Raw genomic sequence first — 15,989 nt, 5'->3', positions numbered from 1 at the left:
CGACAGGATGGAGACCTATGCCGACCGGCTCGAGCAAGACGCGGATTTTCGGGAACGCGAGGCTACGCGGCAGAATGAGCGGAACGACAGGCAGGTCACCGCGCAGCAATTGCTGGAAAGCGTCCCCAAAATGCGGCGTGGCGCAGAAAAAATGCGCCAAGGTGCCGTGAAAATGCGCGCCAGCGCGGAAAAGATGCGGCGCGGAGACGCGCGCTAAAATTCATATTGGAAGCCGGTGCCCTCGAGAACGCAGGCGGGCGCCCAGCTCCGGATTGTTCCACGCCCTGCGTCAGCCGAGACAACCTGGTATCCGCGCAGCGGCCAGGTCACCCCAGCCGATCGATAGCGGCCTGCAACCGCTCGGCTTCCGCTTCCTTGTCCGCCAGATCGGCGCGCGCCTTTTCCACCGCTTCGGGCTTGGCTTTCTCGACAAAATTTGGATTGCCCAGCCGGCCGGAAAGCGATCTGGCCTCTTTCTGCGCGGCTTCCAGCGTCTTGTTCAGCCTGGCTTTTTCCGCATCAATGTCGATCGCGCCCGCCAGAGGCAGCACATAGGTCGCGCCATCGACGACAATCTGTGCCGAAGCGCCTTCCGGAGCCGGATCAAAGGAGATCGCCTCCAGCCGCCCGACCCGGTCGAGGGCAGCATTCTGGCGAGCAATCTTGGCCTGCAACGCATCATCGCCATCGCGCACATGAGCGGTCATCTTGGTGCCGGGTGCGATATTGAGTTCGACCTTGGTCGAGCGCACTTCGGAAATGAGTTTGATCAGCCAGTCCACTTCGGCTTTCGCCGTCTTGTCGATTGCCGCGCCGGGCTCCGGCCATCTGGCGACAATCAGATCATAATCTCGCTCTCCCATCGCATGCCACAATTCTTCGGTGATGAACGGCATGAACGGATGCAGCATGACAATGATCTGGTCGAGCACCCAGCCAGCGACCAACTTGGTCTCTTCGGATTCCGTTTGTCCTGAGCTTGTCGAGGGACCACTCTCGTCCTTGCGCCGTGCTTCGACAGGCTCAGCACCAAAGGTGTTTTCGCTATCATTGCCTTGATTCAACACCGGCTTGATCAGTTCCAGATACCAGTCGCAGAACCGGTCCCAGGTGAAATGATAGATGATATTGGCCGCGGCATCGAAGCGCAGATCGGCCAGCGCCTTGTCGAGCGCCTGCTGCGTCTCCACAACTTCCGAAATGATCCAGCGATTGACGGGCAGGGTGGCTTCGGGTGCAGCCAGTGTTTTGCTCGCGCCAATGCCGTTCGCTTCGCAAAAGCGCGAGGCATTCCAAAGCTTGGTGGCGAAATTGCGATAGCCCTCGACCCGCTTGTCATCCATCTTGATGTCGCGGCCCTGGCTTTCCATCGCCGCCATGAAGAAGCGCAGCGCATCGGCGCCATATTGGTCGATCAGACCCAGCGGATCGACGACATTGCCCTTCGACTTGGACATTTTCGAGCCATCCTCGGCGCGCACCAGCCCGTGTAGATAAAGCCGCTTCCACGGCACTTCCTTCATGAACTGGATCCCCTGCATCGCCATCCGCGCATCCCAGAAGAACAGGATGTCAAAGCCCGAGATCAGAAGGTCATTGGGATAATGGCGAGCGAGGTCGGAGCCTGGCCGTGGTTTGGCCGTTAGCCCTGAGCTTGTCGAAGGGCGCTTCCCGTCCGAGATGCGTGGTTCGACAGGCTCACCACTAACGGCTTCTTCCACCAAATCCTGTGGCCAACCAAGCGTCGCGAAGGGCCAGAGAGCGGAGGAGAACCATGTGTCGAGGACATCTTCGTCTCTCTGAAGCGCAATGGCTTGGCGTTCACTACCAATATTTGAAATAGGTATTTCACCAACGAAGATATCAAATTCGGGGCCGTAATATTTACAAGCTTTAGAAATCGCTTCCTCTTCTGTCATCGCGACAAATGCTTGCTGGGCTTTGATGGTATCTTCGACTTCGGATATTGTTCCAACACGGCTTTCTGCCAAACGCATATGTTCTTTGCTGGTGCCATACCACGCCGGTATCCGATGCCCCCACCAAAGCTGGCGGCTCACACACCAGGGCTGGATATTCTCCATCCAGTTAAAGTAAGTCTTCTCCCAGCTTTTCGGGACAATCTCGATCGCGCCCGACTTCACCGCCGCGATCGCAGGCTCCGCCAAGGTTTCCGCATCGACATACCATTGATCGGTCAGCCACGGCTCGATCACCACCCCGCCGCGATCGCCAAAGGGCGTTGCGATGGTGCGCGGTTCCGCATCATGCTCGACTTCTTCGCCGTCCTTGTTTTTACTGACATGCGGAATCAGAAAGCCCTGTTCCTTCAGCCGCTGCACCACCCGTTCGCGGGCGCCATCGACGCCATCTTTCTTGAACCGGTGCAGACCGATATATTCTTCCGGGATCAGGCCGTCGGCAGTCTGGCAAACATTGGCTTCACCATCTAGCATATTGAGCATTTCACCGGCGGCAAAACCGGCGCGCTTGCCGACCTCGAAATCGTTGAAATCATGGCCAGGCGTGATCTTGACCGCGCCGGAGCCCAGCTCAGGATCAGCATGTTCGTCGGCCACGATAAGCACGCGCCGTCCGGTGATCGGCAGCACAACTTCCTTGCCAACCACGCTCTTGTAGCGCTCGTCGCTCGGATGTACGGCGACCGCCATATCGGCCAGCATCGTTTCCGGCCGCGTCGTTGCCACCTCGATATAGTCGCGTCCGTCGTCCAGCGTCACGGGATTCCCATTTTCGTCGGCGGCCAGCGGATATTTGAAATGCCAGAAATGACCCTTCACATCGACCGTCTCGACCTCCAGATCGGAAATCGCGGTTTTCAGAGCCGGGTCCCAGTTAACCAGTCGTTTGTCGCGATAAATCAGGCCGTCATTATACAGATCGACAAACACCTTGAGCACGGCCTCGTTCATGCCGTCGTCCATGGTGAAACGCTCGTTCGACCAGTTCATCGAACAGCCGAGACGGCGCAACTGGCCTGTAATCGTGCCGCCGCTTTCCTCTTTCCACGCCCAGACCTTTTCGACAAATTGCTCGCGGGTGAAGTCGGTGCGCTTTTCCTGCCGCTCGTTCATCTGCCGCTCGACCACCATCTGCGTCGCGATACCGGCATGATCCATGCCGACGACCCAGAGCGCGTCCTTGCCCTTCAGCCGTTCGTGCCGGATGATGATGTCCTGCAGCGTATTGTCCAGGGCATGGCCGATGTGCAGGCTGCCGGTGACATTGGGTGGTGGGTTGACGATAGTGAAGGGTTCGCAATCATCGCGCTCGGGACGGAACAGGCCCTTGCTTTCCCAATGCTCGTACCAGCGGGCTTCGATGGTGGCGGGGTCGAAATTTTTGTCTAAGGTCATCCGCAGCCTTTGGCATTGCTTTTGGTGCGAGACAACAGTCTAATCAGGCATAGCCCGTCATCCTGAACTTGTTTCAGGATCCCGTGAGATTGGAAATTGCCGGTGTAGATCCTGAAACGAGTTCAGGATGACGAGGATAATATCCCGTCAATCTCGGCATTGGCCTTCGCCCGCAGCTGCCGTTTGCAAGCCCGGAACCCCGGTTGCGCGTTCATTTCCCGCGCCTTGGCCACCGACTTGTCGATCAGATCATCCGGCATCGCCGTGGCGTCGACCAGTCCGGCGCCAATGGCTTCCTTGGGGCCGATCAACATGCTGGACAGGGCCAGCCGCCGGCGCCAGGCCGGCTCCAGCCAGTGATCCAGTATCGCCTGCGGCACAGCGGGGAAGGGCAGGCCCGCCCTGGCTTCGGGCAAGCCGATCTTGTAATCGCCGCTTGCGGCATAGATCCAGTCGGCGCACAGCATCATGATCCCGCCCGCGCCAATCGCATTGCCATTGACCGCACAGACCAGCGCACAGGGCAGGCGATGCAGCGCCGCAGCAAATTCGTCGATCGCCGCAACCGCCCGCTTCTGGCCCGCCTTGTCCAGCGACGCCGCCACTTTTGTATCCATCCCGCAGGTAAAATGTGCACCAGCCCCGGTCAGTACGATTCCCCCTTTCGGAGGATCCTGTGCCAGCCGTTGCAGCGCCGCTGCGCCTTCTTCCAGCAGATCGGGATTGAGCGTGTTGCGCTCACCGTTGGTCAGCGTGATGATAAGAGTGCCATCGCGCTCTTCGGTTGGGAAACAGGTCATTCGGCTTCGTTCGCTTGCCCTTCATCAACCGCTGTCCATCTGGTCATCCAGTCAAACACATTGCGGTGCCACTGGACGCTATTCTTGCCCTTCAATATCCAGTGATTTTCATCGGGAAAGATCAGCAGCTTTGACGGGATTTGCATTTCCTGCGTCACCGTGAACGGCATCAGGCTCTGGGTGTAAGGGATGCGGAAATCCTTCTCGCCATGAATGAACAGCGTTGGCGTTTTCCATTTGGTGACATGGTTGACGGGATTCCATTTTTCCGCATTCGGACGCGACCACCAGGGCCCGCCATGATCCCATTGGTCAAACCAGAGTTCTTCGGTGCTCAGTGCCATCGCGCGCAGATCAAACACACCGGCATGATTGATGATACAATCGAACCGGTCTGGCCAGTTGCCAGCGATCCAGTTCATCATATAGCCGCCATAGCTGGCGCCCAGTGCACAGGAACGCTCACCGTCGATTTGCCCATCGACCTTCAGCGCGGCTTCATAGCCAAGCTTCAGATCTTCCAGCGGCTTGCCGCCCCAGTCTTGGTTGATGCTGTCGGTAAATTCCTGCCCGTAGCCGGTCGAGCCATGAAAATCGACCGTGACCACGGCATAGCCCTGCGCCGCCATCACTTTCGGGTTCCAGCGGGTAGACCAGCTGTTGCCGAAACTGCCTTGCGGACCGCCATGGACCAGAAATGCCATCGGCAGCTTGCCGGTCGCGCCGGCGGGTTTGATGATCTGGCCCCAGACCGTGTCGCCGCCCGCCCCGGCAAAATCGAACCGCTGGATATCCACCTTGTCGATCGCAGCCAGTTCGCGGCCGTTGATATTGGTCAGCTGCGTGATTGTCCCATCCGGCGACCGGCGGTATAAATCGGTTGGTGCCTGCAGGCTGTTCATCGTGAAAAGGAGCGATCCGTCCTGCAGCGGAATCGTCGCGGTCACGTTACCGCTATCGGTCAGCCGGGTGATTTTGCCGGTGGCAATGTTGATGACATAGGCCGGATGATCGAGCACGTCCTGTGCCGTCACGATCAGGCTCTGGTCGTCGGGTGTCCAGACGATGGAGCCAACAGAGCGGTCCCACTCTTCGGTCAGTGCAATGGCTGCGTCTTCGTCGCTGCCTTTCTGCCGCAATTTCACAACCAGACGATCAGATTCATAGCCGGGCCGCTCCATCGCCGCCCAGGCCAGCCATTCCCCATCCGAAGAAAAGGCAGGAAGCGTATCCGTTGCTTCGTTGCTATCGGTGTAATTGACGGTTTCCGTGCCATCGGCCTTGGCCCCGTACAGATCGAGATTGGTCGACCTGGGCTCATTGCGATCGGCCTTTCGCAACGTGAAGAACAGACCTTCCTCGCCCGGAACCCAGGCAATTTCCTCGCCGCCGCCAAAGGGCTTTGACGGGCTGTCGCCAACCAGGTCGCCGTCTAGCGCTGCGCCATCGCCGGCAATTTTTCGGTTTTTCAGATCAAAGGCAAATATCCGGCTGTAATTGCCCGGCGTTTCCCAGCTCGACCAGTGACGGACGAACAACGCATCATATTCCCGGCCGGTTCCGGGGCCGGGTTCTGCGCGGTTTCCGTCCGTCTCGCAACCGAAGGTCGGGCAGTCCCGGGCAATATCGCCCCACAGCGCAATTTTTCCTCCGGTTGGCGATAGCTTGAAACCTGCGACATCGGCTTTCAGATCACTCGCCTGCACCGGTTCGCCGCGTTTGCCGGTTGCCGAGATATCGGTCTGCCAAAGCTGCTGAGACCCGCTCGCGTCGCTGAGATAATAGAGACGGCCATCGGCGGCAAAGGCAGGGCTATGTTCGCCTTTCTCCGGTTGATCGGCAATGCGGACGGGGGCTTCATCCGGTTTGTCCAGCGCGAGCAGATAGAGCGCACTGGACCGTTCGTAACTTTCGGATTTGGTTTCGGTAACGTCGAAGGCCGCCCATTTCTCGTCCGGAGAAACCGCAACCGACCCCATCCGCTTGAGCGTGGCGAGATCCTCGGCCGTCATTGGTTTTGCGACTGCAATTGGGGAACAGATTGCGCCTGTGGCGAGCAGGGCGGCGGTCAGTGTTTTGAAAAATTTTGTCATGGCCAGCGGTTTAGCACGGCTGCCCGACAAGGCAATCGGGATTAGAACCGCAATCCTATTTGTCACTCAGCCGCTGGATTTCCCGCGCCACCAGTTCTTCGACCAGGTCCGGCAGATTTTCGTCCAGCCATTGCTTGATCATCGGACGCATGATTTCGCGGGTCAGTTCTTCCAGCGAAGTGCCGCCGGACGGCTGCGCGGGTGCCCGGCGCTCGATCGCTTCCTTTTCGACCAGGGCCGAGAGCGACTGGCGCATACTGTCGAGCTTGCTGTCGTCGATCAGTCGCTCTTCCTTGCGGCGATCGCCAAAAACGCCCCGGGCGGAATGGCTTTGCTGTGCCGGCAATTCATCGGTCAGTTCGAGTATTTCGTCATCCTGATCCGCTGGCTTCAGGTCGGGCACAGCCTGGAGCGACGGTTTCAACTGGGTTTTGCCCCGGCTCAAGGGGCGATCCTCATCAATCGCCTTGTCCTCGGCGATGATGCGTTTGATCGACGAGAGGATTTCCTCCATCGATGATTCCCTGTTTTGCTCTGCCATGCGCGAAACCCCCAAAACTGCTACTCCATTGCCGGAGCGTGTCGACACCCACTGCCTGATCGGCGCGTAGGTAGGTCCGGCAATGCCTCTATGTCCGCTTTTTGCGCCTGAGTGTCAACGGTTCTGGTTGCCTGCGGCTCTGGATTGGGATCGCTCTGATAGTCATAAAACATGTCGTCCACCCGGTCGTAATTGACGTCGGGATCATAGAGCGGACCGCCTTCCAGTCCCAGGTCGCGCGCTTCGGCCCGGCCCATGGCGGCGAGCAGCGCAAAGCCGGCAACATAGCTGTTGCGCCTGGCTGTTACGAGCTGCACCTGCGCGTTCAGCAACTCCTGCTCGGCATTCAATATGTCCAGAATAGTGCGGTTGCCGACGGAATTTTCTGCCCGCACCCCTTCCAGCGATAGGCTGGCGGCGGCAGTGGCGCGCTCCGAAGACTGGATCACCCGTTCCGATGCGCGCCAGCTGGAATAGGCCGCGCGCGTCTGCGAGATAACATCGCGTTCGATCGCAATCTGCTGCTCATAGGCCTGCCCGGAACGCGCCTGCGCCTGACGGATCTGTGCGGCTGGCCGGCCACCCTGATAGAGCGGCATGGTCGCCCGGATGCCGACTTCGGCGGTAGACTGTTCCTGCAGGAATGTCGTGCCCGGAACATTGCCGCCGAGCGTGCCATGGAAATTCAGATATCGTCCTTGGGCATAAGTGGAAACCCGGGGCATGTTGCCGGCCCGCGCCGTCTTGATATCAAATTCGGCCGCATCACTGCGTTCTTTGGCAGCGAGCAGATCCGGATTATAGGTTAGCGCCACATCAACAGCCTCATCAGGCGTTGCCGGCATATTGGGTAGAGGTGGAGGCGGCTCCAGATCGCCTGGTTCGTGACCGACCAGCGCAATGTAATTTTCCTTGCTGCGGATCAGGTTGGCACGGGCCGTTTCCAGGTCACTCTTGGAAATTTCCAGCCGGGCTTCGGACTGGGCAACGTCGGTGCGGGTCAGATCGCCGATCTCGAAACGGTCGCTGGTCGCGTCCAGATTGACCGACAATACGCCGACATTGGCCCGGTTCAATTGGACGATCGCCGAATCGCGGATGACATCCATATAGGTCGCGACAACATTGCTGAACAGGCTTGCCTCGGTAGCGCGCAGGTCGAACTGGCCGGCTTCCACTCGGGTACGGGCGGCGCGGACCGCATTTTTGACGGCACCGCCGGAATATATCGGTACATCCACCGAACCCCCTGCGGTCGACTGGCGCAGCGGCGCGGTGAAACTATTGGCGCTGCGCAGGAAGTTTTCCTGAAAGCCGAAATCACCGGTCGCGCTCGGGCGACCATCGGCTTTGGCAATGGCAACATTTTCGTCGATCGCCCGCTGAGCGGCGCGCGCGCCGGACAGGGTCGGATTGGTTTGATAGGCCGCCACCAGCGCCTCGCGCAGCGTGTCGGCTTGCGCCGGACCCGCCAGCAAGGTGACGATAGCTGTTCCCAATAAAAGACGGCGTCTAGTCATTTCTTCAATCTCCCGAACGCCTTAAAATTTGAAGTTTTTCGCTTTTTCAAAGCCGGGCAGAGGATAGCCCGCCCCATCGGCAAAATGTTGATAGCCGACATGGCCGCCTGCGGTACGGCCCAGGGCAAGGCGGGCCACCCCATCATCCATCATCACCGCCACAATCCGTCCGTCCGGTGTCAGTTGATCGGTCAGGCCCTGCGGAATCTGCTCCGCCAGTCCGTCGATGACGATCAGCGAATAAGGCGCCAATGCCGCCCAGCCATCGGCGTGATTGCCTGCTTCGACCCGCACATTGTCGAAATCCACCAGATTTTCCGTGGCCGAAGCGGCCAGCTTGGCATTTTGTTCGATTGCCGTGACCGTTCCGGCCAGTTGCGCCAGCACCGCGGCGGTATAACCGGTCGCCGCGCCGATCAGCAGAACATTGTCCGTCTTGTTGACCTGCGCCATATTCAGCAATCGGCCGGTGGTAAGCGGCGGATTCATCGCCCGGCCTTCACCGATCTGCACGCCGCGGTCGGCATAAGCAAAATTCCGCTGGGCCGCTGGGACAAAATCTTCGCGAGCGACATGGCTCATTGCCGCGATAACACGCGGGTCGCTGACCTCGGTGGTGCGCAGCTGGCTGACCACCATGGCTTTGCGCATCTGTTTGAAATTTTCGTGACCCAAGTGTCGATCCTCGTGATGAATAGCGGAATGAATATTCTGTCGCCCATGCCATGCCTGTATTATGAATACAATACACTATGGCGGAGATTCCGTAGCTTCTAGCCTGCCTTGCCACGTGCGCCAAGATGGATTCCGGGGATTTTCTGCTGACTGCGTCTTTTCGAGGACAAACAACCAATTATGGACAATATATCCGGTCAGATGCGGCGCGCACAACTTTGGGTTGACTTTCGCGGCAAAGCGAAGCAATTCGCGCCCTCTCTCCGGCCCGATGGCGGAGTGGTGACGCAGCGGATTGCAAATCCGCGCACCCCGGTTCGATTCCGGGTCGGGCCTCCAGACATTTCGTCCCAATATATCAGTAATTTCAGCTGGAGGCAGTTAGTGCGTCATTCCACGCCCTTGGGCAGAACGTGCAGCCATTTGAAAAAATGGATCCACCTATCGAAACGATAGGGATCGAGGGTTAGGCCATTGCATGCGGCCGGCCGCAGTACGACGTTACGCACATCGATCTGCGCTATTTTTCCGATAACACGCTTCAGCGGGAACCTTTGATTGAAAGGGGCGTTTCATCTTGACCCGGGAGATGTCTCATTCTGATCAAGTCCCGCAGACGTGTCGCTCTGGCTTTAGGCCGACTTTGCGCACGTCTACATGACGACGCGTGGTTGCTTATGCCAATTGCCAGGAGCGCCGTTTGTTCTGCTTTTGCTGGCGATTGCCATAATGATCAGAGGTGGCAGGGAACGATCACTGGACCGGCACCAACCCGCTGAAATATGAAAAGTGAATTGAGGAGAAAGCTATGAGCGAAAATAACAAACCAAGCGATCAAGAAAAGCTAGCTGCTAAAGCGTTGGCGCTAAAACAGGCAAACGAGGAGCCGCCCCATCATCCGCACACGGACGATCATGCCGATGAAGGGATACAGCCGGACAAGCGTCCGGATCAGCCGCCATCTGGCAACTTCGATGCCGAAGGGCAGCGGCCGGTACTGGAAAGATCAAGGAAAGTACGTTGAGCAGGATACATCGCATCCGCACTGTGAACCGCCGCGGGCTGAGAGCCGAGCGCTGCCCCGCGGAGACGATTACAATCATTGCCCGATCTTTGTAAAGCCTTAGCCAGGCGCGCCTGACGCAATTTAAGAAATGATGATCTACGGTGCAGTTTCAAACATGGCCGTCGCTTCGTCCTTGAACCGCACTCGCTCGCAACCGGGAATTCCGCGGCAGCGATCAGTGGCGCCTCGATTGCGTGCACCTTCAGAAAATCTCGATCTTATGAAGCTGAGTCGATCAGGCGTCGCGCGCCTTTGCCTAGAGCAGGCGTCGCGTCTGCGGATCGTGCAGGACATATGAACTGCTCATAACGTCTTGAGAATATTACTGATATCCCTTAAATGACAGATATTTGACTTTATTGTTACAGTTATATTGCATTTTCTGTCACATAAGTGTAATAATTGGATATCGGATCAGGAGATGATGCTATGAAAACCGCTAAAATTATCGGAATCGCAGCCGGAATGTTGATGCTTGGCACGCCAGCCCTCGCACAGGACTCAGGCGAAATCGGCTATGCCAAGGGTGCCTTGGGCTATGATGCTCTGGTGGCCGGTGAAAACGAGATCGCTCTACAGCAATTGGAAGCCGCGGCGAAAGTCGATGCCAATGATCCTGCCCGTTTGATCAATCTGGGTCAGGTCTATGCCCGCATGGGCCGCACCGGTGATGCAGCCCGCATGTTCATGACGGCCATGCAAAGCGACCGCAATTTCGACTTGGTCCTTGCCAATGGCGATGTGGTCAACAGCCGGGATGCTGCGGATCAGGCCTTGCAGAATCTGAACAGTCGGTTCGCCGGCCGGTAAACGGGCCCATCATTCAGGGACAATCTTCCTGACAGTCCCGCAATGAACAAGGCGGCCGTTTTTTCGGCCGCTTTTTTTCTGTGTCGCGACCTTCCGTTGCATGGCCGTGATGAAATAGCCGCCTGTCCGCCAAAAACAGGAGCATTGCAAAATTTCCGTAATAATTGAGTCGCCAAAGCGTCATGCAAACAGCATCGCAAGGTCACTTCCCGTCCCTAGAGCCTTTCGCTGAGGGCGATGGGGGCTTTTGATTCGATTCCGCATCGTTTGATTCGAGTGTTTCAAACCAGATATTTTTGCGGAGACCAAATCCCATGTTGAATAAGCAATTCCGTTCCGTCCTGTTTGCCGGCGTCGCTGCCCTTGCAGTGACCGCTTGTGGCGCCGATGATGTCGCATCCCCGGGTGAAGGCAATATCATTGTCCTGCCAACCCCGGGACCAGCGCCTGCGCCAACACCGACACCGGGTCCAACGCCGACTCCTCCGGGAACGCCAGCGGCTGATTGCCCGAACGGCACAGCCAATGTCGGCACGATCACGACAGGCAATGGCGAACAGGCGCGCAATTGTCAGCTTTCGGGAGTCATTCAGGGCAACCTGTTGCTGCCCAAACGGCCCGATACCGCCAATACGGTTTACTCGCTTTCCGGCGCAGTTGAAGTTGGTATTGATGGCGGCGCTCAAGGTATTCTGACCATCGAACCTGGCGTTGTCATATTCGGATCTTCCGGCGGCGACTTCCTGCTGGTCAATCGGGGTTCGCAGCTATTTGCCGAGGGCACTGCCACAAGCCCGATCATCTTCACTTCGCGCCAGAATATACTGGGAACGACGGGCGTTGACAGCATTGGTCAATGGGGCGGACTTGTGATGCTTGGCCGGGCGCCAACATCCGATTGTGCTACCGGCGGCCCGTCCAATCCCGGCGGCACCCGTACCGATTGTGAGGCCATCATCGAAGGGCCTTCCAATGCGGTCTATGGCGGTACTTTGCCAAATGACAACAGTGGTCGTCTGTCCTACGTGCAGGTCCGTTACCCCGGTTTCGAAGTTTCTCCGGGCAATGAACTCAATGGAATTACCCTCGGCGGTATTGGTCGCGGAACATTCTTCCAGAATATTCAGGTGCACAACAGCTCTGATGATGCGGTCGAATGGTTTGGTGGCCGGGTGAACGGCAAGAATCTTGTTATGACCGGCACCGACGACGACTCGGTTGACTCCGACTCGGGCTACAAGGGGCACAATCAGTTCGTTCTTGCGGTCCAGCGTGCAAATGGCGGCGACCACGTGATGGAAGCCGATTCCAACGGTGACGAAGATGCCCAACCGCGGCAGGATCACAAGCTTGCCAACATCACCTTCGTCTCGCGCGGCGGCAACCATAACATCCTGTTGCGCGGCGGCGGCGACTATGCATTCTATAATGCTGTTCTTACCAGTCCGGCTGCCTGCATTGATATCGACAGCGCAACAACCGTTCAGGCTGCTGACCCTGCAAAGGATGAAAACGGCCCGCCCGTGTTTGAATCGGTGTTCATGAGCTGTGCAACAGCGTTTGTAGATGACGGTAATGTTACGGTTGCCCAGATCCAGACGATCTTCAATGCCGGTAGTAACAATACCGCTAACGGTACATCGACCCTCTCCAATGCGTCTGCAGCATTCCCGTTCATCAACGGGGCAAATGAAAATGGCGTCACGCCATTTGCCGTCAGCACGATCAACAGCTTCTTTGAAGATGTGAACTACATCGGTGCCGTCCGGGATGCGAATGACACTCGCTTCCAGGGCTGGACCTGTAGCCTGTACGGCAATGACTGTGCCACAGCCCCAGTAATTGGCTGATTGCCAGAATGACAATGGGGTGGAGGTAGTCGTTGCCGCCACCCCCTTTTTATATATTTCACGAGGAACTATCCCGATGAAAACGCGGACACAATTGATTTCAGCACTCTTACTCACCTCCTCGCTCATGGCGCCTGCCGCTCTGGCGCAGACAATGCCAGCGGACGAACCGGTCGAACAGCCAGAAGCGGTCGAACCTGATACGAGCGAAGACGATCAAGGGGTGGATGTCGATATTTCCGCTCCCGGCGGTGAATTCACGGGCGAAATCATTGTTCGCGGTCGCTATATCCCCAATCCCATCCGTGCGACTCCCGAAGTGGTATCGGTTCTGGGGACTGAAGAAATCGCACGAACTGCCGATGGCGATATCGCTGGATCCCTGCAACGGGTGACGGGCCTCAGTGTGGTGGGCGGCCGTTTTGTTTTCGTGCGCGGTCTGGGTGAGCGCTATTCATTGGCTCTGCTCAATGGTCTGCCGTTGCCGTCGCCAGAACCTTTGCGCCGCGTTGTTCCACTTGACCTTTTTCCGACCAGCGTCATCGCCTCCACCGTCGTTCAGAAAAGCTACTCGGCCAATTATCCGGGTGAATTTGGCGGCGGTGTGATCAACCTGACCACCAAAACCGCGCCAGCGGAACCTTTCCTGGAAATTGACTTCGGGGTCAGCGGCGATAGCGAGACCACCGGGCAGCTCGGTTATACCTATTTCGGTTCCAGCACGGATTTTCTCGGTTATGACAGCGGCGAGCGTGATATCCCGCAGGGTCTGGCCAACGCGATCGCGCAAAATATTCCGATTTCGGTCGGTACGGATTTTAGCAGCGAAGATTTGAAAGGCTTTGCGTCAAGCTTGAGCAATGCGAGAACGAATCTGATTCAGCGCAATAATGATATTCCGGCGAACTTCTCGGGCGGGATTACCGGAGGAACGTCGTTCGATGTCGGAGAGGTTCTGGTCGGTGTTATCGCCAACGCCGGGATCGACAACAGCTGGCGGACAAGGGGAGGCGTGCAACAGAAAGCACGCGGCGTGAGGAATATCGATGGCGAAGACGGGTTGCTGGCGGACCAAAATTTCCAATATCTTTCCACCCAAAACCGTGTGGTCGTGAACGGATTACTGGGGCTTTCCGCTGAATTTGGTGAGAACAAGATCCGCTTTACCAATCTCTATATCCACGACACGGTCAAGGATGCACAGATATCACAGGGTATCGACGCGCTGAATGTCGGTGAGGAAACATTGCTGAATCAGGGTCGAACCAGCTTTTTTGAACGGCAGCTTTTTACCAGTCAGCTGGTGGGTGAATTGCGTTTTGGCGATTGGTCCGTCGATTTTCGCGGTGCCTATTCAAAATCACAGCGCGATGCACCCTATGAACGGACGTACAGCTATGCTTTTGACAATCAGATTGCCAATGATTTTGTCAACAACCTGACTTCCCCTGGCCAGTCTGCGCGCGTTCGTTTCAGCGAGCTGAACGATGTGGTTTATGGCGGCGGATTGGACTTGGGTTACAATACTGTTGTCGCCGACAGGCCAGTAAAATTCACCTTCGGCTATAATTATTACAAGAACGAACGGGACGCGCTGCGCCGCGATTTCCGCTTCGTTCCTGCGGGTAATATTCCCAATCCGATCGATCAGGAACGCATCGATTTCCTGCTCTCGGATTTCAATATCGCCGCTTATGATATTCAATTGCGGGAGGTTGCGGCGGTCAACTCCGTGCCGCGTTACGAAGCCGAACTGGAAGTTCATGCCGGCTACGGTCAGATCGAAGTCGAACTGGCTGACGCTCTGCGCCTGAATGTCGGTGTGCGCTATGAAGACGGTGTGCAGACCGTTACGCCTCTCCTCTTGACCGGCCTGGGTGGGGGTGCCGCAGCAGCAGCAACCAATATTGCCAACGATTATTGGCTCCCTGCTGGTACACTGACCTGGAACTTTGCTGACGACATGCAATTTAGAATCGCTGCGTCAAAAACAATAGCTCGGCCGCAATTTCGCGAACTCGCGCCGCAGCAATTCCTCGATCTCGAAACCGATCGTACCTTTGTCGGCAATCCCTTGCTGGTCGATAGCACGCTGATCAACTTTGAAGGGCGCTTCGAATATTATATGGGGCGCGGGGAGCGGGTAACCGCTGCAGGCTTCTACAAGAAGATCGACAATCCCATCGACACTGTGGCCTTCTTCCAAGGCGATACCCTCTTCCAGGGCTTTTCAAACGCTCCCGAGGCAACGCTTTACGGTGTCGAGCTCGAACTGGTGAAATATTTCGATCTCTATGATCTGGGCGGTCTGTTCCAGGACCGGCGCCTGATGATTGCTGCGAACTACACCTACACTCAATCCGATATCAAGGTCGGTCCCGATGATATATCGGTCAACCCGATAACGCTGGCGCCGGTAGCGTCTTCCAATCTTTTCGACGACGGTGATGCGCTTGCCGGACAATCCGACCATGTTGCCAATCTCCAGATCGGATTTGAGCGCGACAAGGAAGAGCGGCTATCGCAGCAGACGCTTCTACTGTCTTACAACAGCCCCCGGGTAACCGCTCGCGGTCCACAGCAGCAACCGGATTTGATCGAGCGCAATGGCTGGCAGCTCGACGTCGTCCTCAGAGAAGCAATCAACATCGCAGGCCAGGACTTTGAGTTCAAGCTTGAGGCCCGCAATATCCTGGGCGAAGATTATCGCGAATCCCAGGTCCTGAACAGCACTACGATCCTGAACAATGCCTATGATGTCGGCACCCGCTTCGCCGCCAGTATCGGACTGCGCTTTTAACGTCCAACGCTGTAACCTATCTGTCAAATAGAAGTCGCCGTCGCGTCACATTACTTTCCTATCCAAGATGTGGATAGCAGCGGGAAGGTAATCGTGATGCACGGCGGATTTCCCGAGACTTTGGTCTCGTATCGACCGGTTTCAGACAGTCAACGGGTTGGCGTGAGCCAGAATATATTCCGGTGAACGGCAAAAATTCCCCTGCGGACCACAGCACGACCGATATTTCGGTCGCGACGCCTGCCCCACCGCCTCTACTCGATCTCCCCTATAGCTATGCCCGCGATCAGGGGGTGTTGCTTTGTTCGATGGCTGACGACCGCGCCTTGATCGCGATGCGCACGGGCTCGGACCCTTCGGCCCTGCTGGAGGTTCGTCGCTATCTGGCCTTGCCCTTTGATGTGGACCTGGTGGACGGCCCGGCGTTCGAGAAGCTGCTCAGCGCCCATTATGCGAT

At 57.2% G+C, this 15,989-nt stretch carries 11 protein-coding genes, 1 tRNA gene and 1 pseudogene; 7 read left to right on the top strand and 6 right to left on the bottom strand.

What is annotated here, in order from left to right; translation table 11 throughout:
- The coding region (locus tag ACEW8J_RS06635) for a hypothetical protein (protein WP_373490854.1) at positions 1-217 on the top strand (217 nt) is incomplete at its 5' end.
- 109 nt (positions 218-326) lie between these two features.
- Here the strand turns inward: ACEW8J_RS06635 and ACEW8J_RS06630 are convergent.
- From ACEW8J_RS06630 to ACEW8J_RS06605, 6 genes are all read right to left on the bottom strand, one after another.
- Positions 327-3,377, bottom strand: coding sequence for a valine--tRNA ligase (locus ACEW8J_RS06630; RefSeq protein WP_373490853.1), 3,051 nt, complete (start codon positions 3,375-3,377; stop codon positions 327-329).
- A gap of 122 nt (positions 3,378-3,499) precedes the next feature.
- Positions 3,500-4,177, bottom strand: a complete 678-nt coding sequence (locus ACEW8J_RS06625) for an enoyl-CoA hydratase/isomerase family protein (protein WP_373490852.1) — start codon at positions 4,175-4,177, stop codon at positions 3,500-3,502.
- The gene (locus ACEW8J_RS06620; protein ID WP_373490851.1) at positions 4,174-6,270 is read right to left on the bottom strand and encodes a prolyl oligopeptidase family serine peptidase; all 2,097 of its coding nucleotides are present in this window, start codon (positions 6,268-6,270) and stop codon (positions 4,174-4,176) included. Before ACEW8J_RS06620 ends, ACEW8J_RS06625 begins: the two co-directional genes overlap by 4 nt.
- Positions 6,271-6,325: 55 nt before the next feature.
- Positions 6,326-6,811 carry a DUF2497 domain-containing protein gene (locus tag ACEW8J_RS06615; protein WP_373490850.1) on the bottom strand — a complete coding sequence of 162 codons (486 nt, stop codon included), beginning with the start codon at positions 6,809-6,811 and terminating at the stop codon, positions 6,326-6,328.
- Positions 6,812-6,831: 20 nt separating this feature from the next.
- Positions 6,832-8,331, bottom strand: coding sequence for a TolC family outer membrane protein (locus ACEW8J_RS06610; protein WP_373490849.1), 1,500 nt, complete (start codon positions 8,329-8,331; stop codon positions 6,832-6,834).
- Positions 8,332-8,352: 21 nt separating this feature from the next.
- Positions 8,353-9,006 (bottom strand): protein-L-isoaspartate O-methyltransferase, encoded by a 654-nt coding sequence (locus ACEW8J_RS06605; protein ID WP_373490848.1) that lies wholly within the window; start codon positions 9,004-9,006, stop codon positions 8,353-8,355.
- 265 nt (positions 9,007-9,271) lie between these two features.
- On the opposite strand from ACEW8J_RS06605, the gene ACEW8J_RS06600 reads away from it, so the two are divergent.
- The 6 genes and pseudogenes from ACEW8J_RS06600 to ACEW8J_RS06575 all read left to right on the top strand — a co-directional run.
- A tRNA-Cys gene (locus ACEW8J_RS06600) sits at positions 9,272-9,345 on the top strand.
- 469 nt (positions 9,346-9,814) lie between these two features.
- Positions 9,815-10,030, top strand: coding sequence for a hypothetical protein (locus tag ACEW8J_RS06595; RefSeq protein ID WP_373490847.1), 216 nt, complete (start codon positions 9,815-9,817; stop codon positions 10,028-10,030).
- Positions 10,031-10,501: 471 nt separating this feature from the next.
- On the top strand, positions 10,502-10,882 hold the full coding sequence (locus ACEW8J_RS06590) for a hypothetical protein (protein ID WP_373490846.1): 381 nt from the start codon (positions 10,502-10,504) through the stop codon (positions 10,880-10,882).
- Between the two features lie 314 nt (positions 10,883-11,196).
- Entirely contained in the window at positions 11,197-12,732 is a 1,536-nt protein-coding gene (locus tag ACEW8J_RS06585; protein ID WP_373490845.1) for a hypothetical protein, read from the top strand.
- Between the two features lie 76 nt (positions 12,733-12,808).
- Positions 12,809-15,532, top strand: coding sequence for a TonB-dependent receptor domain-containing protein (locus ACEW8J_RS06580; protein WP_373490844.1), 2,724 nt, complete (start codon positions 12,809-12,811; stop codon positions 15,530-15,532).
- A gap of 182 nt (positions 15,533-15,714) precedes the next feature.
- Positions 15,715-15,989 (top strand): annotated as a pseudogene (locus ACEW8J_RS06575) (type II secretion system protein GspE); the annotation flags it as partial.

This window comes from Parasphingorhabdus sp., assembly GCF_041748495.1.
In the GTDB taxonomy this organism is placed as follows: domain Bacteria; phylum Pseudomonadota; class Alphaproteobacteria; order Sphingomonadales; family Sphingomonadaceae; genus Parasphingorhabdus.
Note: the sequence above shows the minus strand (reverse complement) of the source record. Positions and strands in the feature narration are given on the sequence as shown.

What these genes read in the sequence shown, in the direction of transcription:
- ACEW8J_RS06630 (WP_373490853.1), bottom strand. Translation starts at nt 3,377, where the DNA reads ATGACCTTAGACAAAAATTTCGACCCCGCCACCATCGAAGCCCGCTGG.
- ACEW8J_RS06625 (WP_373490852.1), bottom strand. Translation starts at nt 4,177, where the DNA reads ATGACCTGTTTCCCAACCGAAGAGCGCGATGGCACTCTTATCATCACG.
- ACEW8J_RS06620 (WP_373490851.1), bottom strand. Translation starts at nt 6,270, where the DNA reads ATGACAAAATTTTTCAAAACACTGACCGCCGCCCTGCTCGCCACAGGC.
- ACEW8J_RS06615 (WP_373490850.1), bottom strand. Translation starts at nt 6,811, where the DNA reads ATGGCAGAGCAAAACAGGGAATCATCGATGGAGGAAATCCTCTCGTCG.
- ACEW8J_RS06610 (WP_373490849.1), bottom strand. Translation starts at nt 8,331, where the DNA reads ATGACTAGACGCCGTCTTTTATTGGGAACAGCTATCGTCACCTTGCTG.
- ACEW8J_RS06595 (WP_373490847.1), top strand. Translation starts at nt 9,815, where the DNA reads ATGAGCGAAAATAACAAACCAAGCGATCAAGAAAAGCTAGCTGCTAAA.
- ACEW8J_RS06590 (WP_373490846.1), top strand. Translation starts at nt 10,502, where the DNA reads ATGAAAACCGCTAAAATTATCGGAATCGCAGCCGGAATGTTGATGCTT.
- ACEW8J_RS06585 (WP_373490845.1), top strand. Translation starts at nt 11,197, where the DNA reads ATGTTGAATAAGCAATTCCGTTCCGTCCTGTTTGCCGGCGTCGCTGCC.
- ACEW8J_RS06580 (WP_373490844.1), top strand. Translation starts at nt 12,809, where the DNA reads ATGAAAACGCGGACACAATTGATTTCAGCACTCTTACTCACCTCCTCG.